Here is a 20,588-nt window from a genome sequence, read left to right as displayed (position 1 = left end):
ATATAACAAAATTTTTGTGGTTGAAATCGGTTTCAACGAAAAATACCCGTTGCTTTCGGTTTATATATGTTATATATTATGACATATAAGAGGTATAACAAATGACAAATAGGGGGAGATGCAAATGGATGAGAAAACAGTAATGGTTGGGCTTGATGCTCTTTGGGTGATGCTCTCCGCGGTGCTCGTCATCGGCATGCAGGCCGGATTTGCCTTGCTCGAGGCGGGGTCAACGCGCATGAAAAACTCTGGGCATGTGGCCGGCAAGCAAATGTTAAGCTTTGCCATCGCGTCTTTAGCGTTTTGGGCGTTCGGCTTTGCCATTACGTTTGGAACAGGAAACGGCTTCATCGGCACGGAAGGCTGGTTTTTACAAGAAGACGAAGGGACGTTTGATTCGCTGTCGTGGGCGAACGTGCCGCTGGCGCTTAAATTTTTGTTTCAACTCGGTTTTGCCGGCGTGTCGCTTGCCATCGCCTGGGGCGGCTTTGCGGAACGGGCGAAGCTGTCTGTCTATTTCATTTTCGGAACGATTTTTACGATTGCCATTTATCCGGTCATCGGCCACTGGGTGTGGGGCGGCGGCTGGCTCGGGCAACTCGGGATGCAAGATTTTGCCGGTTCGACGGTCGTCCATTTGCAGGGGGCGATTGCGGCGCTCATCGCCACGGTCTTGCTCGGCCCGCGCATCGGCAAGTTTAATAAAGACAAAACACCGAATGTCATTCCTGGGCATAACCAAGTTTATACCGTGATTGGCGGTTTGATTTTATGGATCGGCTGGTTCGGATTTAACGCGGGCAGCACGATGGCGGTTGGCGATGGGTTTTTCGGGTATGTCGCGCTGACGACGAATTTGGCTGCCGCGGCAGGGGCGGTTGCCGCGATCTTGACGGCGAAAATCCTGGTCGGCAAAGCGGACATTCCGGCGATGGTCAACGGCGTGCTGGCCGCGCTTGTCGCCATTACCGCCGCGTGCGCGTTCGTTGAACCGTGGGCGGCGGTCATCATCGGGGCAGTGGCGGGATCATTCACGTTCTGGACGTCCATCTACTTCGAGCGCAAAGGGATTGATGATCCGATTTACGCCTTTTCCGTCCATGGGATTGCCGGCATTATCGGCACGATTTCAACCGGATTTTTCGCCTCGCCGCGTTTAGTGGAAATAACCGGAATCGGCAAGGCCGGTCTCGTGTACGGCGGCGGGTTTGACCAACTGATTGTACAAACGGTCGGCGTGGTGGGCGCAGCGATATATGTAGCGATCGTCTCGTTTGTCATCTTATTTGTCATGAAGAAAACAATCGGGCTGCGCGTCACGGCGGAGCAAGAAATTTCCGGGCTTGATATTAGCGAACACGGCGCTTACGGCTATCCGGAACAGCTTGATCCAGCCTATCAGCCGAAAACGGCCGTTCAGCGATAAATATGGAGACGAAAACGATGGTAGAAGCGATTGCCGATCGGCTGAAAACGGCCGAGTCGGTTACCGATCTTCGTTTCTGCCACGATGAGTTGGTGCGCGAGTTGCGCCGATGGCTGGCGGTTAAGCACATCGAACAGCTGGCGGAAGAGGTAGCCGATGTGCATGAAGCCGTGCTTCGCCGCGTGTTTTTCCTTGCTGAACAGGAGACAGTAAAACGCTCTGTCGGCATCCGGCCGCCGGCCTGGTGTTGGTATGTGATGGGGAGCATCGGCCGGCGCGAGCCGACGGTGTGGACGGATCAAGATCACGGCATTTTGTTTACTTGCGCCCGCGAAGAGGAGCCGGCCTGTTACGAGTTTATTCGCCATGCGGCGGCCATCGGGGCGAAGATGCTGCATGAGGTCGGCTATCCGTATTGCTCCGGCTATGTGATGGCAACAAACAGGCGTTGGGCGCAATCGACGAGCGATTGGGAACGGCAGCTCTCTTCCTATTTAGGCAGCGGATGGCCAAACGATCTTCGCTTTTTGTACATCGCGATGGATATGCGGCCGCTTTATGGAGACGCCGAACTGGCCGAGGCAAGGAGGCGGACGCTGTTTGCCGAGGTCGCTGACCGGCCGCCGCTGTTGGCGCGCATGGGAGAACAGGTTCAATTTCCGCCTGTTCCGCTCGGTTGGTTTGGCAATGTGCAAGCGGTACGATGGGGTCCGCATAGCGGGGCGATTCATATGAAACAAAGCGGTTACGTGCAAATCACGAACGCCTTGAAATGGCTCGCCTGTCTGGCGCGCGTGCCGGCGGTGACGACACTAGAGCGGCAGCGGGCGCTCAAAGAGGCTGGCATATTGCCAGCCGCTCTCTCTATGGATGTTCAAGAGGCGCTTTCGGTTTACTATTCCATTCGCCTCAAGTACAGCACCGAGGCGGAAGACGGACGGGACTATGTATTATGGCAGACGCTCAATCGGACGGAGCAAAAGCAACTGAAGCAGGCGATGCGCACCGCGAAGCGGTTGCAGCGCCTCGTCGCCCGCCGGGTGGTCGGGATGCATGAATGAACGGCACCGCTTTTGGCAGCGGGCGCTCCGCTTGTTGTCGCTCGGCGTTCCGCGCGAAGCGTCGTCCGCTTTATTGGGCAGCGATCATTCATTGCAGCAGGAACGCTGGCTTCGCTCGCTGCAAAGGGAAAACAGCCATTCTATTGATTGGCATGACCGTTTGCCCGACATTCCGTTCGTCATCATGGATATGGAAACGACCGGCTTTTCGCCGCAGCAAGGTGACGAAATTTTAGCCATGGCAGCGGCGAAAACGGTCAATGGCCTCGTCACTGGCACGTATATGACGCTCGTCAAACCAGAAAAACCGATTCCTGAGCATATTTCCGACTTGACCGGCATTACGGCGAAAGACGTCATGTTCGCTCCGCCGCTTGCCGAGGCGCTGCGCACGTTTGTGCCGTTTATCGCCACAGGCGTTTTAGTCGGTTACCATATTGGCCATGATGTGTCGTTTTTGCGCCATGTGCTTTGGCATCATTATCGGCAAAGATGGAGCGGCCGCTTTATCGATATGCAGCCAATAGTCGGCCTTGTCCATCATCCATGCCCAACGCTTGACGACGCCCTCGCCTGCTATGGCATTGACTGCCCGCGCCGCCATACGGCGGACGGGGATGTAGAAGCGATGGTGAAGCTATGGGCGATCTTGCTCGGCGAACTGCACGAGCTCGGCATCGAAACGTTGCATGACTTGTATGCCGCGCTCAGCCGTCATTGAGCTTCCGAGCGGAGAGGTTTCTGAGCGGGAAACGGACGATCTGAATAGAAAAAGCGCCGGAATCGGCGCTTTTTTGTCGATATTAGAGCGGTTTCGTCGGTGTCGGTTCGGCGTAGCCTTCTTTATATTTTTCGTCGATCATATGCCGGATGTCTTTGATCGATTTCCCTTGGTCATAAGCGGCGATCGACTCAGCGGCGATCTCTAGGCAGACGCCGCATTTTGTCGCGTGGTCATCCCAAACGACTGCTCCGTCTTGTTTATTTTCATGGACGAAACAGTCGTAATTGTTTTGATGCCCGGCTGATTCGCCGCAGCCGCAATAGCACGGGATGTTCTCGAGCAGTTCGCGGTGCTCGGCGGCTTGTTGGTACAACACGGCCATTTCTTCCTCGAACGCGCCTAAAAAGCTTGGCAAATGCTCAACCGATTTCGTTGTCTCACGAATATCGCCAGCAGCGGTTTTCGTCATATGCGAATGGCTTTGTTCGTGGCTGCTGTCATCAGCACAGCCTGACAATAGAACGCTAAGCGACAACAGGCATGCTGCAATCTGTGTCGGACGTTTCAATCTTCTTCTCCCTTTCTTTCCTTATTTCATAGTTTGAATGTATCACACTTTGCGCCAGGCGGCAACGGACTTGCTGTCAGGCGCGCTCTTGCCTGGCATAGGAATGTCCAAGCAATTCATCCAGATCATCGGTTTTGTGCCCGGGTGCTTTGTGGGAATACGGGAGTAGGGAACAAAGAGGAAGGCTGTGCAGAAGATTCGGTATGCAATCTTTCGCACAGCCTTTACGTAAGATTATTGTTCCTGCAAGAAATATTTCTCAATATCGTCCAGCATCAGATGGGCAGCGAGCACACCGCCAGCCGTGTTCCAAATCGTGTCGCTCACTTTGTACACCTTGCCTTGTTTCGCGACGTTTAAGTTTTGAAAGAGCGGATCGTTAATCCATTCTTTTTCGATTTCGCTTGCTTTGCCGTCACCTGTTTCATATGTAAAATAGAACAGGATGTCGCCGTCCATGGCCGGGATGCGTTCTTTCGTCACGCCGGTTTCCGCGAAGTCGTTCACGTTTTGCGATTCCGGGCGGGCGAAGCCGAGTTGGTCCAAAATGACGCCGGAGAACGAGTCTTTATGGTAGATGCGGACGTCACCAGCCATAAAGCGGACGACCGACACTTTCATCTTCAGCTTGTCGCCGAGTTTCGCTTTTAAGTCCTCAATGCGCTTGTCGTATTCAGCAATGACCTGTTTCCCTTTCTCTTCTTGGTTCACCGCTTTCGCATAGAGCATAAAGTTGTCTTTCCAGTTGCCGCGCAGCGTTTCAGCGAACACGGTTGGAGCGATTTGTTTCAACTGTTCATAAATTTTTTCATGACGCATTTTGTTGCCGATGATTAAGTCTGGTTTTAAAGCAGCGATCGCTTCAACGTTCGGCTCCGATTCCAAACCAAGCTCTTTGACGCCATCCATTTTGTCTTTAATGTGGTCATACCACGGATCACCGGTCCACGATTTGACGGCGCCGACCGGTTTCACGCCTAGCGCAAGCAGCGCTTCCGTTCCTTCGTTCGTTAAAATGACGACTCGTTTTGGCGTCCCTTTGATTTCTGTCGTGCCCATGGCGTGTTCGACCGTGTAGCTTTCTTCCGCTTTCGGTTCATTGCTTTCCTTCGGTTTGGCCGTTTCTTCCTGTTTTCCGCCGCAGCCGGCGAGAAGAAGGAGAGAAAGGATGAAGGCGGAAAGAAGAGTGAGGTGTTTCCGTTTCACAGTGAAATCCCCCTTTGGTGTTGATAATGAGTTTCATTTACGCTAATATAATAAATAACAGTGATAATCATTGTCAATAAAAAAATGAAAAAATCATGAGAATATCATAAAAAGACGGTAAAAAATATTGACGATGAGAGTCATTATCAAATAGACTTAACGGTAGATATATAATTAATGAAGCAAGGGAGATCTCAGGAGAATGTTAGCAACGAACCGTCAAAAAGCGTTTGGCCTCATTGGGCTGTTCATCTTGCTTCTTACCGCCATGTGGATGAGCGTTGTGTACGGGTATACTGATACGAACTGGCGGCAGGCGATAGCCGCCTTGATCGACAACAACGGTTCGAACGCCCATTTAGTTGTGGCGACGGTCCGGTTGCCGCGGGCGCTCATTGCCGCGGCGGTCGGCGCGAGCCTAGCGATGGCCGGGGCGCTCATGCAAGCGCTGACGCGAAACCCGCTCGCTTCGCCGGGCATTTTTGGTATTAATGCCGGGGCTGGCTTTTTCATTGTCGTGATGGTTACGTTTTTTTCCATCTCTTCATTGCAAATGTTGTCATGGGTCGCGTTTATTGGGGCGGCGGCCGCGGCGGCGATCGTGTTTGTGATCAGCGCCGCAGGGAAAGACGGGCTGACACCGCTGAAGATGACGCTTGCCGGCACAGCAGTCGCTGCCTTATTTGCCTCGTTGACGCAAGGGATGTTGGCAATGAACGAAAAGGCGCTCGAAGAAGTGCTCTTTTGGCTGGCCGGGTCAGTCGCCGGCAGGAAGCTGGAGCTATTGGCCGCCGTTTTTCCGTATTTGGCCGCCGCCTGGCTCGGAGCCATGCTGTTGGCGCGCCATGTCAACATTTTGATGATGGGAGACGATGTAGCAAAAGGACTTGGGCAGCGGACGAATGTGATCAAGGCCGCCGCCGCCCTGTTAGTCGTGCTGCTCGCCGGCGGCTCGGTCGCTGTTGCCGGTCCGATCGGCTTTATCGGCATTATGGTGCCGCATATGGCGCGGGCGCTGGCCGGCATAGACCACCGCTGGCTGCTTCCGTACTGCGCCTTGCTTGGCGGAATTTTGCTTTTGGCTGCTGATATTGGGGCGCGTTATGTGCTCATGCCGCGCGAAGTGCCAGTCGGCATTGTCACCGCATTGATCGGCGTTCCGTTTTTCGTCTACATTGCCCGCAGGGGGATCACTGCAAAATGAAAAAATACGTCACTGTCCGGATGGGAAGCTATGTATCGTTTTTCTATGACAAAAAAGCGGCTGTCGTGATCGCCGCGTTCGGGGCGGCGGCGGTTCTGCTTTTTCTTATCAGCATCGGCAGCGGGGAGATGCGCATTTCGCCGTTGGAAGCGGCCGCTGCGCTGCTTGGCTATGGAGAGGAAATTCATCAGACGGTCATTTTGACGTTTCGACTGCCGCGCGTGTTGGTTGCCTGGCTAGCTGGAATGGCGCTTGCCGCAGCGGGCGCGATTTTGCAAGGGATGGTGCGCAATCCGCTCGCTTCGCCGGATGTGCTCGGCATTACCGGCGGAGCGGCGGCCGCGGTCGTCGCTTTTTTGGCGCTGTTTAGTGATGAAAACAACTCCCTCACCGTCAGCATCCACTGGCTGCCGCTCGCGGCCTTTTTGGGGGCTACGGCCGCCGCCTGGTTCGTGTATATGCTGGCGTGGAAAAACGGCCTCGCCCCGCTTCGGCTCGTGCTGATCGGCATCGGCATTTCCGCGCTGATGCAGGCGTTGACAACGTTATTGATGATCGTCGGGCCGATTTACCGGGCGAGCCAGGCGAACGTTTGGATCACCGGCAGCGTATATGGCGCATCTTGGCAACACGTCTCGTTCATGGCGCCATCGATCATCGGGCTGCTCCTTATGGCCATGCTCGCAGCCCGACACGTCAACGTGCAGGAGTTAGGAGGCGAGCTGGCGATTGGGCTTGGCAGTGCAGTCGAACGGCAACGGCTAGGGCTTGTGCTGCTGAGCACAGCGCTCACTGGGGGAGCGGTCGCCTTTGCCGGCGGCATCGGATTTGTTGGGTTGATGGCGCCGCATATGGCGCGCCGGCTTGTTGGTTCGGCGTTTGGTGCGCTGCTTCCGACGGCTGCGCTGTTAGGCGGCGTGTTAGTCATGGGAGCGGATCTCGCCGGGCGAATGCTGTTAGCGCCGACAGAAATTCCAGCGGGCGTATTTACCGCCGCCCTTGGCGCGCCATATTTTATTTATTTATTGTATCAAAGCCGGAAGGCATAAATGAAGGAGGGGGCAAGCATGCACGCGCTTCAGACGAAAGAATTGACTTTATCATATGGGGGAACGCTGATTATTGATCGGCTGCATTTAACGATTCCAAAAGGGAAAGTGACGGTGTTGATCGGCGCGAACGGTTGCGGCAAGTCGACGTTGCTGCGCGCCTTGGCCCGTCTGCTAAAGCCGGCAGGCGGCGCCGTCTTGCTTGATGGAAAAGAGATTGCCAAACAGCCGACCAAGGAAATCGCCCGCCGGTTGGCCATTTTACCGCAGTCGCCTGTCGCTCCGGAAGGGCTGACCGTGCTGCAGCTCGTCAAGCAAGGGCGTTACCCATACCAAACGTGGCTTAAGCAATGGAGCGAAGAAGATGAGCGTGCCGTTGCGCGCGCTTTGGCGGCGACCGGGCTGACAGAGCTCGCCGAGCGGCCGGTTGATTCGCTTTCCGGCGGACAGCGCCAGCGCGCATGGATCGCCATGACGCTGGCGCAAGAAACGGACATCATCTTGCTTGACGAGCCGACGACGTATCTTGATTTGGCACATCAAATTGACATTTTAGATTTATTGTTTGAGCTGAATGAAAAAGAACGGCGGACGATCGTCATGGTGCTCCACGACTTAAACTTGGCCTGCCGCTATGCGCATCATCTCGTCGCCATTCGCGACAAGGCAGTGTACGCCGAAGGGAGACCGGAAGACGTCATTTCCCGCCAGCTCGTAAAAGATGTGTTTCAGATGGACTGCCAAATTACGTACGATCCGCTCTTTGGCACCCCGCTTTGCATCCCGTACGGAAAAGGGCGGCGCATCCTACAGAAAGAAGGCGTATCGTGATGAGGTTAAGCGAAGAAGAAGTCAAAGCGTTGGAAACGTACCGTTTTTCAAGCGAAGCTGCTGATGTCTCGTCATCGATGTTGTTTGCCTGGCTGGTTCATGATGACGAACAGCTCGCTAAGTATGTCGCGCACGTGCGTGATGAGATGGGGGCGGCGAATGACGCCGTTGCGGCGTCGATGCTTGTCAAGCGTCTAAGCTTTTTAGCGCCGATGGCTTTATACGCCATGTCGGCATGGAACAAGCGGCTTGTGCTCGAGCCTGGGCGCATTTGGCTTGATACGGACGGTGAAGGAGAGACCTGGATGCCGCGCTTTCGCCTTGCGCCGCCGGAAGCGGAGATGTGCGGCATTGAGCGCAGCGGTTGGCGCGAGCAGGCCGTTCGCGACGTGTTCGCCGGTTTGTTCGCTCCGCTCATCGCCCGGTTGCGGCGTCTGACGCGCATCTCGCCCCTCATCTTATGGGAAAATGTCGCCATTTATGTGTATTGGGTATATGAACGTTGGTTAGAGGATGAGTCGCTTGCCCCGGTCGCCGATCGGCTGCGGGACGATTTCCGCTTTCTCGTTCATGAAGCTGATGGCCGCCTGTTTGGCCAAAAGGACAATCCGCTCCGCCGCTTCTTTAAAGGAGCGAGCGGCATGCAACGGACGACGTGCTGCCTTTACGTCCAAACAAAAGGGGGAACGTGCTGCCAAACGTGTCCGCTCAAAGCCCGCCAGCGGCAAACGGGGTGACTGCCGGCCGCTAGCGGGCAGTTTCATGTTTTTGGCAAAACTTTTGCAAAATTTGTTGATTTTTGCTCGTGTTTTCGTAAAAATGGAAGTGAGGGTCACGGTATATTTCGATTAATGGCGAGGTAACCATCGCATGGACAAGTATACGGCCTTTTTCCATCACTTCACAGAAGCAGTCGTTATCTTGAATTGGCAAGGCGTCATCATTTATCAAAATCCAGCCTTTGGCCGTCTGGCCCTGAGCCGGGACGAGAAAAAGGCGCTCGCCGCTGAGGGACGAGCGTTGGCCGAGCGGATGAAAGAACAGAAGGTCGCTTTTCAGGTTGAATTGCCCGGCGGCGCTTTTGTCGCCGTCATGTCGCCAATCATCGACGAGCGCAGCCAACCGGCGGCCATGCTATGCGTTCTGCGCCGCCAAGCCTCAGTGGATGGGTTGCAAGCGCGGCTTGCCGAAGCGGAGCGGCGCCTGCAGCTGATCGTCGAACATTCGAGCGACTATGTCTTGATTTTTTCCCGCCATCGGGAATTATCGTATATCCCGCCGTCATGGAAGCGAAAAACAAACAAGCGCCCTCCGGTCTCATACGATGAGGTGTTGGCGTTTGTCCACCCCGATGACGTGCCGGTCGTAACCCAAAAACTGGATGAGCTGTATGATACATACGAGGCGCAAACGGCAGAGTTCCGCAAGCGAGACGGGCATGGCGAATGGGTTTGGATGGAGGCGCAAGGAAAAGCGATCGTCGATGAAGCAGGCGTGCTTGACTGCGTCATTGTCACGGTAAAAAATATTAGCGAGCGGAAGCAGTATGAGGAAAAGCTGCGTCAGCTTGCCTACTTTGACTCACTCACCGGCATCGCCAACCGCAGCTATTTCGAGCGGCATATCGATGAGTTGATCGCGAGCGGTACGCCGTTTGCCCTATGCTATTTAGATTTTGACAAATTTAAATGGATCAATGACCATTTTTCTCATCAAGCCGGCGATTATTTTTTGCGCGAGGCGGTGAAACGCGTTAGGCAGGCGCTGCGTCATGGTGATTTTTTCGCGCGCGTCGGCGGCGATGAGTTTGTTCTCTTGTTGCCAAACATCACGAAAACGGAGATGACCGCCTTGGCCGAGCGGCTTGTCAGCTCGTTTCATGAGCCGTTTTATTACGACAAACAGCTCATCCAATCGACCTTATCGATCGGCATCGCTTTTTTCACGAAAGACAGCGACCGGATCGAGCAAGTGATGAAATACGCCGATCAGGCGCTGTATGAGGTGAAGGAGCGGGGACGGAACGGCTATGCCTTTTATCGGCCGACGGAACATCGGCATGCGGTGATTGAGCAAGATTTGCCGTTTGCTATTATGCGCGGGCAGTTTTATTTATGCTATCAGCCGAAAGTGAGGCTTGCCAAAGGCCGGGCAATGGGCGTTGAGGCGCTGTTGCGCTGGCGCCACCCGGCGCTTGGCGACATTCCGCCGCTTGATTTCATCCCGCTGGCTGAAGAGAGCGGCTTTATTTTTGAAATTACGCTATGGGTGTTGGAACGGGCGTGCCGCCAAGTGAAAGAATGGGAAAGAAAATTTCCCGGACTGAAGTTAGCGGTCAATTTATCGCCGTTTTTGCTCAACCGCCCCGAACTTGTCGAGCATGTGAAGCGCATTTTGCGCGAGACGGGGCTAGCGCCTGATCGGCTCATTTTAGAAGTGACAGAAAGCGGGCTGATGGAAAACATTGAGACAGGAAGACACATTTTAACCGAACTGCAGCGACTTGGTGTACAGGCGGCGATCGATGACTTTGGCACCGGTTTCTCTTCGCTCGCGTATATCCGCAATTTGCCGGTGTCGCTGTTGAAAATTGATCGCAGTTTTATTCAAGGCATTGCGGAAAATTCGAAAGATGCGACGATTGTCGATACGATCATTCATTTAGCCAAAAGTTTGGATATTGAAGTGTTGGCGGAGGGAGTCGAGACGGAGTCGCAAGTGGCGCTTCTGTCGCAAATGGATTGCGACTACGCGCAAGGATTTTATTTCAGCCGTTCGCTTGAAGCGGAAAAGCTGCAACAATGGCTAGAAGAACACAACCGCAACGCTTGCGGCGAACCGCCGGCGTAGCCGATCATTTCCGTTCATTCTTTTCCTCGTTTTGCCGCACACTAACATTGAGCATGGGCAAAGAGGAGGAAAAGAAGATGGAATTTGTGCCAAGAAGCGTCGTGATCGACGAGTTTATCGACACGCTTGAGCCGATGATGGAAGCGTATGGCCTCGACCAAGTCGGCATTTTTGAAGAGCATGGTGAAGGCAATCGCTATTATATCGGTTATACGATCAACAAAGACGACGAGATGATCACCATTCACATGCCGGCACGTTTGCATGGGTCAAAAGTGATGGTGGTTGCTCCGCATTACACCTCTTTGACATGTCCAAAGTGTGGTCATACGGAAAAAGCCAATCGAAAGAAACGTACACACACCTTTTGTTGTCGAACATGCGGATATACCTCAAACGATGACCGCATTGGTGCTATGAACCTTCAACGAAAAGGAATAGAGTACATCGTTGAAGGAACGACACAGGCATGACCTGCGTCGTTGGGCAGCTGTCAACCTGCCCCTGATGCAACCCCAAGTCAAGGAAGGAGGACGAAGTCCGCTCGTACTTCTGGGGAGTTGCAAGCCCCCACTTCAAGTGTTAGCGAAGTGGGGGTAGTTGACTAACGACAAGCGGCCGGGCTCGGCCGCTTTTTCGCCATCGAAAGGGAGAGGAACATGATTGCGGAACTTCAGATCGCAGATGAGAAAACGGCCGCTATGGTGCTGCGCCTGCAGCGGCGCGCGTATGCGATCGAGGCGCAGCTCATCAGCAGCACAGCGCTCCCGCCGCTTCACGATACGATCGCTTCTCTGCAACGATGTGGCGAGCGCTTTTTTGGCTAGCTTGCCTGAGCGGGCGGTTGAATGATCGATAGATGAATAGAGAGGAGAAGCAAAGGAACACATGGGGACAACCTTGTATTTGACCAGACATGGGGAAACGAAGTGGAACGTCGAAAAGCGGATGCAAGGATGGCAAGACTCGCCGCTCACGGAAAAAGGGCGGCAAGACGCCATGCGGCTTGGAAAGCGGCTTGAAGCGGTGGAATTGGCCGCGATTTACACAAGCACAAGCGGCCGGGCGCTGGAAACGGCCGAGCTCGTCCGCGGCGGGCGGCTCATTCCGATCTATCAAGACGAGCGGCTGCGCGAGATTCGTCTTGGCGATTGGGAAGGCAAGACGCATGACGAGATCCGGGAAATGGATCCGATCGCGTTCGACCATTTTTGGAACGCCCCCCATCTGTACGCTCCACAGCGTGGCGAGCGGTTTTGCGACGTGCAACAGCGGGCGCTTGAAGCGGTGCGGCGCATCATCGAGCGGCACGAGGGAGAAACGGTGTTAATCGTCACCCACGGCGTCGTGCTGAAAACGCTTGTGGCGGCGTTCAAGGGCGCGCCGCTTGACCAGCTGTGGGCGCCGCCGTATATGTACGGCACGAGCGTGACGATTGTGGAGGTGAATGCGGACGTGTTTCACCTGGTTGTGGAAGGCGATGTTTCCCATCTAGAAGAAGTCAAGGAAGTATAGATAGGGAAGAAGGATGGAGAATTGGAGGCGGCGCTGTTTCTTCGGTTCATCGCCATAATATGCGCTTGGCCAATCGGATCGGTTTCTTGCGCCATCATGCAACCTCATTCATGATTCAAGAAATGGATGAAAGCTATGAGTGGGCGCCTTCCAGTACAACGTTTGGTGAAGAACTGCTTTTTCTTATCAAGTCTAGTTGTCCAAAAAAACAGCCCCGTTTTCCTCGATCGGGAAGCGGGGCTGCGCCGTTTATACGAGCCCGAGCCATCTCGCCAGCTGTGCGGTCGTAAAGGTGACCGCAATGGCAATCGCTGTCGGCAAGGCAAAGGCGACGAACGTCCATTTTGCGCTTTTCGTTTCTTTGTAAATGTTGACGAGCGTCGTGCCGCATGGGTAGTGAAGCAAGGAAAACAGCATCATATTGAGGGCGGTGAGCCACGTCCAGCCGTGGTCGAGCAAAAGTTGTTTAAGAGAATGCAGACCATCGGCTTCGATGAGCGCCCCCGCGGATAAATAGCCCATCAGCAAAATCGGCACGACAATTTCATTGGCTGGCAAGCCTAAAACGAACGCCATCAAAATGTAGCCATCCAATCCCAATGATTGGGCAAATGGGTCAAGCCAGTGGGCGAAAGCGGCCAGCGCGGTTGTGTCGCCGATATGAAGATTGGCGAGAATCCATGTGATTACGCCGGCTGGCGCCGCAACCGTTACCGCCCGTTTCAGCACATAAAGTGATTTGTCGAGGGTGGCCCGGATGATCGTCTCCATGATTTTCGGGCGTCGGTACGGCGGCAGCTCCAGCGTGTAATGGGTCGGAATGCCGCGCAAGGCCGTCTTGGATAAGACCCATGAAACGGTCAACGTGACGACGATGCCAAACAACACCATGGCGACGACCACACCTGCTGTCACGAACGTGTTCCATCCACCTGTATAGCCGGCTGCCATAAATAAGGAAGAAAGCAAAATCAGCGTTGGCCAACGTCCGTTGCACGGGACGAAGTTGTTCGTCAAAATCGCGAGCATCCGCTCGCGCGGCGATTCGATAATGCGCGTCGACATGATGGCCGCCGCGTTGCAGCCGAAGCCCATGGCCATCGTCAGCGATTGTTTGCCATGCGCTCCCGCTTTTTGAAACAAGCGATCCATGTTGAAGGCGACACGGGGCAAGTAGCCGTAGTTTTCGAGCAACGCGAATACGGGAAAGAAAATGGCCATCGGCGGCAGCATCACGCTGACAACCCAAGCCGTGCCTCTGTATAGACCAAGCACAAGGAGGCCGTGCAGCCAGTCGGGGGCGTGCATCGCTTGAAACGCCATGGTGAGATACGTTTCGATCGTTCCGAACAAGCGGGCGAGCGAATCGGAAAAGACGTTGGCGCCGGCGATTGTCATGTACAGGACAGCGGCGAGCAGCGCCAGCATAATCGGAAATCCCCACCGCTTCGACGTGACGATGCGGTCAATTTGTTCCGTTCGATCGCGTTTTGCGGCCGCTGTATGCGTGACACATTCTTGAGAAAGCGCAGCGGACGTTTGGAAAATGGCAGACACGATCTGTTCACGCGTGTCAGCCGGTGCTAATGACTTGGCTTCGTTCATGAGCTGGTCAAACTGATTTGACAGATCCGCAGCAGGCATACGCGTTCCCCTCCTTGATCAATCGTTGCGGCGGTTGTTTCAGCGCTTGAAGCAGCGATGCATCACCGTCAAGGAGACGAAGAGCGATCCAGCGAGCAGGATGCGTGTCACCCATCAGTTCCTTGACAAGGGGCAAGAGCTTGGCAATGCCTCGTTCGATTTCCGGACTGTACCGGATGGAAAGCGGGGTGGTGTGAATGCGGCCATGCGCCATGGCATCCACCGCATCAAGCAGTGCATCGATTCCTTCCCGGTTGCGGGCCGAAATCGGCACGACCGGCACACCGAGTTTGGCAGCCAATTTTTTTGTGTTGATGTGAAAGCCTTTCTTTTTCGCTTCATCCATCAAATTGATGGCGACAATGGCCCGATCGGTCATTTCCAATACTTGAAGCGCTAGATTCAAGTTGCGTTCTAATGCCGTCGCATCGACGACAACGACCGTGACGTCAGGACGTTGAAACAGAAGAAAATCGCGCGCCACCTCTTCATCGGCTGAATTGGAATAGAGCGAATACGTTCCCGGCAAGTCGACGATCCGGTACAATGCGCCGCGGTGGCGGCATTCTCCTTCCGCATGAGTGACCGTTTTCCCGGGCCAGTTGCCGGTATGTTGGCGCAGGCCCGTTAAGACATTGAACAACGTGCTTTTGCCGGTGTTCGGATTTCCCATTAGGGCAACTGTATACGTCCTATCAGTCATGGTGAATCTTCTCCCCGTAAATATAGTCGCTTTCTTCTTTCCTTAATGCGATCGTCGTTCCACAAACGCGATAGGCGGTCGGGTCGCCAAGCGGGCTTCTTTGTCCAACCTTCACTTCCCCGCCGGGTACAAATCCCAAATCGAGCAACCGCCTTTTTAACACAGGATCAGGAACATCAACCTTTTCGATGCGAAAGCGATCACCCGGTTTCGTATCGGAGAGGCGGCAGTGTTTTGCTTTTGCCATAAAAGTTTCCCTCCGGTTAATATTTTTTGTTAAGGACATTTTTTTGGATTAGACCAACTTTTGAATTTATCATATTCCAGTTGCCTCGCTGTTGTCAACCCATTTGCTTCTTCTTTTTCTGACAGAGTTGTCGAACCGACAACTATTCAAAACAGTAGGAAATCATGTTATCATATGAATAGTCTGAACAAACTATTGGCAGAAAGGCGGTGACGGCGTCCATTGACGCACGATCAAATGAAAGCGATTACGGAAGGGACGATCCTTTGGCAACCAACAAACGAGCAAGTCAAACAGTCCAACATTCAGCGGTATATGGACTGGCTGAAAGAACATAAAGGGCTGTCGTTTGCCTCGTACCGCCAGCTATGGACATGGTCAGTCGAACAGCTTGAACAGTTTTGGGAAACGGTTTGGGAATATGCCGGTGTGCAGGCAGCGACACCGTACGAATGTGTGCTGCGGGAGCGGAAGATGCCGGGGGCGGAATGGTTTCCCGGGGCGACGCTCAACTATGCGAAACATGTATTCCGTCATGCGCGCGCTGACCGACCGGCGCTGATTTTCCGCTCTGAGCGCGTCCCGTATCGGGAAGTGTCGTGGCAGGAGCTGGCCGAAAAGACAGCGGCGATCGCCCAAGCGCTGCGGGAAATGGGGGTGAAGCGCGGCGACCGCGTTGTCGCCTATATGCCGAATATTCCAGAGACGGTGATGGCGTTTTTGGCTTGCGCCTCGATTGGCGCCATTTGGTCAAGCTGCTCACCCGACTTTGGCGCCGGCAGCGTCATCGACCGGTTCGTGCAAATCGAGCCGACCGTGTTGTTTGCCATCGATGGCTGCCAATACAACGGCAAAGAGTTTGACAAAATGCCGGTCGTTTCGGAGTTGCGCGCCAAGCTGCCGTCATTGAAAAAGACGGTGCTGCTTCCGTATTGGCGCGAACAACTCGAAGCGCCCGGTGACGGGGTGGTGCTGTGGGACGATGTCGTCGCCAATAAGGCGAAGCTTGTCTATGAAGACGTTCCGTTTAACCACCCGCTTTGGGTTTTGTATTCTTCGGGGACGACCGGTTTGCCAAAGCCAATCGTCCAAGGGCATGGCGGCATTTTGCTCGAACATTTGAAAGCGCTGTCGATTGCCGATAACTTGACGCCAGAGAGCACATTTTTCTGGTTCACGACGACCGGATGGATGATGTGGAACTTTTTGATCGGCGGGTTGCTCGCTGGGGCGACCGTGGTGCTCTATGACGGCAGCCCGACGTACCCGGATGGCAACGTCTTATGGGAACTCGCAGAGAAAGCGGGGATCACCCATTTTGGCACGAGCGCGGCGTTTATTAACGTCTGCATGAAGCTCGGCCTCAAACCGAAAGAGCACTATGACCTATCGAAGCTTGAGGCCGTGCTTTCGACCGGCTCACCGCTCACGGTTGAAGGGTTTGCCTGGGTGTATGAAAATGTGAAGGATGACATTTGCCTGGCATCGTGCAGCGGCGGAACGGATGTGTGTACCGCGTTTGTCGTCGGTTCGCCGATTTTGCCGGTGCGCGCCGGCGTCCTCTCGTGCCGTGCGCTTGGCGCTGATGTACAAGCATTTGATGAAAACGGCCAGCCGCTTGTGAATGAGGTCGGTGAACTCGTCATTACGAAGCCCATGCCATCGATGCCGCTCTTTTTCTGGAACGACCCGGACGGCGAGCGGTACCGGAACAGCTATTTCGACACGTATCCGGGCGTCTGGAAGCACGGCGATTGGATTAAGATTGATGAACAAGGCGGCTGCGTCATTTACGGCCGCTCCGACTCAACGATCAACCGCGCCGGCGTCCGCATGGGCACGAGTGAAATTTACCGCGCCGTCGAAGCGGTCGACGGGGTGCTTGAGAGCCTTGTCGTCGATTTAGAAATGATGGGCAAGCAATCGTTCATGCCGCTGTTTGTCGTCCTCAAGCCGGGCGTGGCGCTCGATGATGAGCTGAAAGAACGCATCCGCCAGTCGATCCGGCAGCATGTCTCGCCGCGCTTTATTCCGGACGACATTTACGAGGTAAAGCAAATCCCGAAAACGTTAAACGGAAAGAAAATGGAAATTCCGATCCGCAAGCTGCTCTTAGGTTTCCCGCTCGAAAAAGCGGTCAACCCAGGCTCGATGGCCAATCCGGAGGCGCTCGACTTTTTCCTCGAACTGGCAAAAACATTGGCAGCGAAATCAAAAACGAGCTGAACTCTTTTCCGAAACGGAGCGAAAGGTTGTTATTAAGTAGATGGGCTTAATAACAACCTTTCTGTTTGTCGAAAGACCATAAGCAAGGGGGACAGGGGCTATGGATGAAAGCAAGCGGCAAAGGCTGATGAAAAAAATTGAAAGCCATTTGCGAACGACAGCGCGAAAACTCGTCAAGTTTAATACAGAAGGAGAAGCGCTGCAATACTTAGTGACTTCATTTCGGGCGGAGCTGGAATGTGACTTGATCGCCATCGTGTTAAAGGAAGGGGATGATGTCGTACCGACATTGTATCAGGGCGATTTCCGCCGTGGGATTTCTCATCCGCCCATCGCGATTACCAGCTGCCTGCCGCGTCTGTTTGAAGGGAGCACGACGTTTCAAGAGGTGGATGAAGCGTGCACATGCCGATTGATTGACTTATTGAGAAGAAATGGGATCAAAACGTGGTTTAGCGTTCCAATTAAAGATGAAGAAAACGAATACGGCATTTGTATGATCGGTTTTCGGCGCTATGTTTCGCTGCTGGCCGAGGCGCGGCAACTGTTTGACGATTTCGGCGAGGATGTCGCCCTAGCCATTACGGTCGCCAAGAAAAACGAAAGTCAGCGGCGAAAAATGGTTGGCCTCGAGTGGCTTGCGCAACACTTTTCGCTCGATACGCCGCTTGAGCGGTTTGTTGAAAAAATCGTCGAGCGGGCCGGAAAAGGGACGAACGCGGGCGGTGCCTGTATGTATTTGTACCGGGAAGAAGACGATAGCTTTGTGTTTCATCCTCCTGCGTATGGCAAAGTCAGCGGCCCGCAGCAAATTATGATGAAAAATAACTACCGGGTAAGCGACTATTTTCCCTTTTTAGAGAAACCGGGCGGGGATCAGTTAACGGTTCCGCTTGTTGTCAACTTCAAAACGATCGGTGTCTTGCACGTCGAACGAAAAAACGAAGGAACATTTACGAAAGAAGATGTAGGAATTTTAGACATGCTGGCTAATTACGTTGCCGTCATGCTAGAAAATGTCCGGCTGTATCAGCAGGAACGGGATCATACCCATCGCCTCCGTCTTCTCCTTCAATATCAACAAAAATTGATGAAAGAGACGATCCGGTATGAAAACTTTCATGGCATTACGAAAACATTCAGCCAAATGTTTGGTAAAGCGGTCATTGTCTTTGACCGCTTTACGCGGCCGATCGCTTATGAATTGGGGCGGCTAAGCGAGCAGCAGCTGCAAGACATCGCCAACGAGGCATTAAGACAAGCCGTTGGGCAAAGCCGAATGGGGGGATATATCCTGCTTGATGGCTGGCCGGACGTTTCGCTGACGGTTTGGCCGATCAACAGCGGGGGAGACGTGGTCGGTTATTTAGCCATTGATGTGCATCCGCAAGAAATCGATGATTTTTTCCGTCTCAGCGTCGAACTGGCTCTTAATATTTTTTCCATCCAGTTTATGAAACAGAAGCTTGTTTTTGATACAAGGGAACAGCTGAAAGATAGCTTTTTGCATAAACTGTTGACCGCGGAAATCGAAGAGGAAGAGAGCATTATCCAATACGCTAATGTATTTCAGTGGAATATTTTTGATGAGCATCGCATTGCTGTCTTGCATTTGCAGTTTTCTGAATCGGAAGAGCAGGTGGATTTGTTCAAGCGGAATGTCGAGAGAACAGCGTTATGGGACCGCTTAAAAGCGCGGATCGCCATCGAAGACCCTGCTCTCTTATACGGGGCCATCGACGATCGGTATATTTTGATCGTTCCGGCAAGCAAGGAGAGGAAGCAGCCCGCGAAATATTGGAACGAGTGGCATCATCGGATCAACGAGTGGATGAAGGAGGAGGGGGCGTCTTGCCGAGCGCTTTTAGGGATCGGGGGGAGAACAACATCGATCCGTGACTATTATTTTTGCTATCAGCAGGCGGTACAGGCGTTGCAAGTCATTCTCCATAGTTTTCAAGGGACAAGCTTGGCATTTTTTGACGAGCTTGGGGCGTACACGGTATTGCACCATTTAAAAGAGCTGGAGGCGGCGAAACTGTTTGTCGACAAATATCTTGGCCCGTTGATCCGGCATTCGGCGGAACGAAACGTGGATTGGCTGCAAACGATTCGTGTCTTTCTCGATTGCAACGGCCATTTGACCGAAACCGCCGAAAAGCTGTATATTCACCGCAGCACCCTTCAATATCGGCTCGAAAAGATTGAAGAAATGCTCGGCTTCTCCTTAGGCGGGGCAGAGCAGCGGTTCAACTTGATGATGGCGTTAAAGTTGTACGATTTATATGGCCTGTCCTCCGCCAAATCGCTGAAAAGATAAGCGTGTTTTCCTGCATCATGCAGGTATTTTTTTATATTCACCTTTTTTATAATTAATAGCAAAGATAATATAGAAAATTCAAAAAATAAAGGAGGATTTGACGAATGGTAGCAACGATCGGAGTCGTGGGAGCCGGTACGATGGGAGGCGGCATCGCCAATTTAGCTGCGTTGTCAGGATTTAATGTCATTTTAGTAGACATCGACGAGCATACGCTGCAAAAAGCGCGCTCGCGAATGGAAGCATTTATGGATAAAAGCGTGGCCAAAGGGAAGCTGACCGCCGAGCAAAAACATGAGGCGCTAGAACGGGTGAAGGGATCGATCAGCTTGCAGGACATGAAGCAGGCGGATGTCATTATTGAGGCGGTCATCGAAAACATGGAGGTGAAAAAAGAAGTTTTTTCACAATTGGACAACATTGCACCAGAACACGCCATCCTAGCGACGAACACATCATCGATGTCCATCACAGAAATCGCTTCTGCCACCAACCGTCCAAGCCAAGTCGTTGGCATGCATTTTTTCAATCCCCCGCAGCTGATGAAACTCGTCGAAGTAGTACGCGGATACAAAACGAGCGATGAAACAGTGGAGCAGGTGAAAGAGCTCGCCCGGAAACTGAAAAAAGAGCCGGTTGAGGTGAAAAAAGATTCCCCGGGGTTCATCGTCAACCGCATTATGATTCCGCAGTTTATCGAAGCGATTCGCCTCGTCGAGGAGGGAGTGGCTTCGATGGAAGACATCGATAAAGCAGTGACGCTCGGTTTGAACTACCCGATGGGGCCGTTTACGTTGCAAGATTTCGCCGGAGTCGATATCGGCCTTCATGTTATGGACTATTTTTACGAAGAGTTTAAGGACGATCGGTTTGCCGCTCCTTTATTGCTCAGACAGCTTGTCCGGGCAGGAAGGCTCGGCCGAAAAACAGGAGCCGGGTTTTATGATTACGATGATGCCCGATAAGGGTGAAACGGCGATGTTCGTTGTACGCCACCACTACGTCGCTAAACAT

At 53.4% G+C, this 20,588-nt stretch carries 18 protein-coding genes and 2 pseudogenes; 15 read left to right on the top strand and 5 right to left on the bottom strand.

Going from position 1 to position 20,588, the window contains the following annotated elements:
* Positions 1 to 124: 124 nt before the first annotated feature.
* Genes GS3922_RS09350 through GS3922_RS09340 form a run of 3 tightly spaced genes read left to right on the top strand, consistent with a single transcriptional unit; the run spans position 125 to position 3,208 of the window.
* On the top strand, positions 125 to 1,426 hold the full coding sequence (locus GS3922_RS09350; RefSeq protein ID WP_063166130.1) for an ammonium transporter: 1,302 nt from the start codon (positions 125 to 127) through the stop codon (positions 1,424 to 1,426).
* A gap of 17 nt (positions 1,427 to 1,443) precedes the next feature.
* Positions 1,444 to 2,487: a DUF294 nucleotidyltransferase-like domain-containing protein gene (locus GS3922_RS09345; protein ID WP_063166129.1), complete on the top strand. Its 1,044-nt coding sequence runs from the start codon at positions 1,444 to 1,446 to the stop codon at positions 2,485 to 2,487.
* Positions 2,480 to 3,208, top strand: coding sequence for a 3'-5' exonuclease (locus tag GS3922_RS09340; protein WP_063166128.1), 729 nt, complete (start codon positions 2,480 to 2,482; stop codon positions 3,206 to 3,208). The genes GS3922_RS09345 and GS3922_RS09340 overlap by 8 nt, the downstream gene beginning before the upstream one ends.
* 82 nt (positions 3,209 to 3,290) lie before the next feature.
* On the opposite strand, the gene GS3922_RS09335 is transcribed toward GS3922_RS09340, so the two are convergent.
* Positions 3,291 to 3,779 (bottom strand): PCYCGC motif-containing (lipo)protein, encoded by a 489-nt coding sequence (locus GS3922_RS09335; protein ID WP_063166127.1) that lies wholly within the window; start codon positions 3,777 to 3,779, stop codon positions 3,291 to 3,293.
* 234 nt (positions 3,780 to 4,013) lie between these two features.
* A complete protein-coding gene (locus GS3922_RS09330; protein WP_063166126.1) occupies positions 4,014 to 4,985 on the bottom strand; it encodes an ABC transporter substrate-binding protein in 972 nt (323 codons plus the stop codon).
* A 202-nt stretch (positions 4,986 to 5,187) separates the two neighbouring features.
* On the opposite strand from GS3922_RS09330, the gene GS3922_RS09325 reads away from it, so the two are divergent.
* The 9 genes and pseudogenes from GS3922_RS09325 (at position 5,188) to GS3922_RS09290 (ending at position 12,434) form a co-directional block, all read left to right on the top strand.
* On the top strand, positions 5,188 to 6,189 hold the full coding sequence (locus GS3922_RS09325; protein ID WP_063166125.1) for a FecCD family ABC transporter permease: 1,002 nt from the start codon (positions 5,188 to 5,190) through the stop codon (positions 6,187 to 6,189).
* The gene (locus tag GS3922_RS09320; RefSeq protein WP_063166124.1) at positions 6,186 to 7,238 is read left to right on the top strand and encodes a FecCD family ABC transporter permease; all 1,053 of its coding nucleotides are present in this window, start codon (positions 6,186 to 6,188) and stop codon (positions 7,236 to 7,238) included. The genes GS3922_RS09325 and GS3922_RS09320 overlap by 4 nt, the downstream gene beginning before the upstream one ends.
* Positions 7,239 to 7,256: 18 nt before the next feature.
* Positions 7,257 to 8,069: an ABC transporter ATP-binding protein gene (locus GS3922_RS09315; protein ID WP_063166123.1), complete on the top strand. Its 813-nt coding sequence runs from the start codon at positions 7,257 to 7,259 to the stop codon at positions 8,067 to 8,069.
* On the top strand, positions 8,069 to 8,806 hold the full coding sequence (locus GS3922_RS09310; protein WP_063166122.1) for an IucA/IucC family C-terminal-domain containing protein: 738 nt from the start codon (positions 8,069 to 8,071) through the stop codon (positions 8,804 to 8,806). The genes GS3922_RS09315 and GS3922_RS09310 overlap by 1 nt, the downstream gene beginning before the upstream one ends.
* A gap of 133 nt (positions 8,807 to 8,939) precedes the next feature.
* Positions 8,940 to 10,919: a putative bifunctional diguanylate cyclase/phosphodiesterase gene (locus GS3922_RS09305; RefSeq protein ID WP_063166121.1), complete on the top strand. Its 1,980-nt coding sequence runs from the start codon at positions 8,940 to 8,942 to the stop codon at positions 10,917 to 10,919.
* Between the two features lie 77 nt (positions 10,920 to 10,996).
* Positions 10,997 to 11,173, top strand: a pseudogene (locus tag GS3922_RS18430) (DUF5634 family protein); the annotation flags it as partial.
* Positions 11,174 to 11,392: pseudogene (locus GS3922_RS17960) on the top strand (zinc ribbon domain-containing protein); the annotation flags it as partial.
* Between the two features lie 186 nt (positions 11,393 to 11,578).
* Positions 11,579 to 11,746 (top strand): hypothetical protein, encoded by a 168-nt coding sequence (locus GS3922_RS09295; RefSeq protein ID WP_225995645.1) that lies wholly within the window; start codon positions 11,579 to 11,581, stop codon positions 11,744 to 11,746.
* A 61-nt stretch (positions 11,747 to 11,807) separates the two neighbouring features.
* Positions 11,808 to 12,434 carry a histidine phosphatase family protein gene (locus tag GS3922_RS09290; RefSeq protein ID WP_063166119.1) on the top strand — a complete coding sequence of 209 codons (627 nt, stop codon included), beginning with the start codon at positions 11,808 to 11,810 and terminating at the stop codon, positions 12,432 to 12,434.
* A 249-nt stretch (positions 12,435 to 12,683) separates the two neighbouring features.
* Here the strand turns inward: GS3922_RS09290 and GS3922_RS09285 are convergent, their stop codons facing one another.
* The 3 genes from GS3922_RS09285 to GS3922_RS09275 are packed head-to-tail and all read right to left on the bottom strand — an operon-like array spanning position 12,684 to position 15,028.
* Complete coding sequence (locus GS3922_RS09285) at positions 12,684 to 14,078, bottom strand: nucleoside recognition domain-containing protein (RefSeq protein ID WP_063166118.1); 1,395 nt, start codon at positions 14,076 to 14,078, stop codon at positions 12,684 to 12,686.
* Positions 14,047 to 14,781: a FeoB small GTPase domain-containing protein gene (locus tag GS3922_RS09280; RefSeq protein ID WP_063166117.1), complete on the bottom strand. Its 735-nt coding sequence runs from the start codon at positions 14,779 to 14,781 to the stop codon at positions 14,047 to 14,049. The genes GS3922_RS09285 and GS3922_RS09280 overlap by 32 nt, the downstream gene beginning before the upstream one ends.
* On the bottom strand, positions 14,774 to 15,028 hold the full coding sequence (locus GS3922_RS09275) for a FeoA family protein (RefSeq protein ID WP_044744400.1): 255 nt from the start codon (positions 15,026 to 15,028) through the stop codon (positions 14,774 to 14,776). Before GS3922_RS09275 ends, GS3922_RS09280 begins: the two co-directional genes overlap by 8 nt.
* A 237-nt stretch (positions 15,029 to 15,265) precedes the next feature.
* Here GS3922_RS09275 and GS3922_RS09270 point away from each other — a divergent pair, with 237 nt between their 5' ends.
* The 3 genes from GS3922_RS09270 (at position 15,266) to GS3922_RS09260 (ending at position 20,539) form a co-directional block, all read left to right on the top strand.
* Positions 15,266 to 17,254 (top strand): acetoacetate--CoA ligase, encoded by a 1,989-nt coding sequence (locus tag GS3922_RS09270; protein ID WP_063167363.1) that lies wholly within the window; start codon positions 15,266 to 15,268, stop codon positions 17,252 to 17,254.
* Positions 17,255 to 17,354: 100 nt separating this feature from the next.
* Positions 17,355 to 19,574, top strand: a complete 2,220-nt coding sequence (locus GS3922_RS09265) for a helix-turn-helix domain-containing protein (RefSeq protein WP_063166116.1) — start codon at positions 17,355 to 17,357, stop codon at positions 19,572 to 19,574.
* A gap of 104 nt (positions 19,575 to 19,678) precedes the next feature.
* Entirely contained in the window at positions 19,679 to 20,539 is an 861-nt protein-coding gene (locus GS3922_RS09260; protein ID WP_063166115.1) for a 3-hydroxyacyl-CoA dehydrogenase family protein, read from the top strand.
* The last annotated feature ends 49 nt before the right edge of the window (positions 20,540 to 20,588 follow it).

This window comes from Geobacillus subterraneus, from assembly GCF_001618685.1.
Lineage (GTDB): Bacteria > Bacillota > Bacilli > Bacillales > Anoxybacillaceae > Geobacillus > Geobacillus subterraneus.
This window is presented reverse-complemented; position numbering and strand designations above follow the sequence as displayed.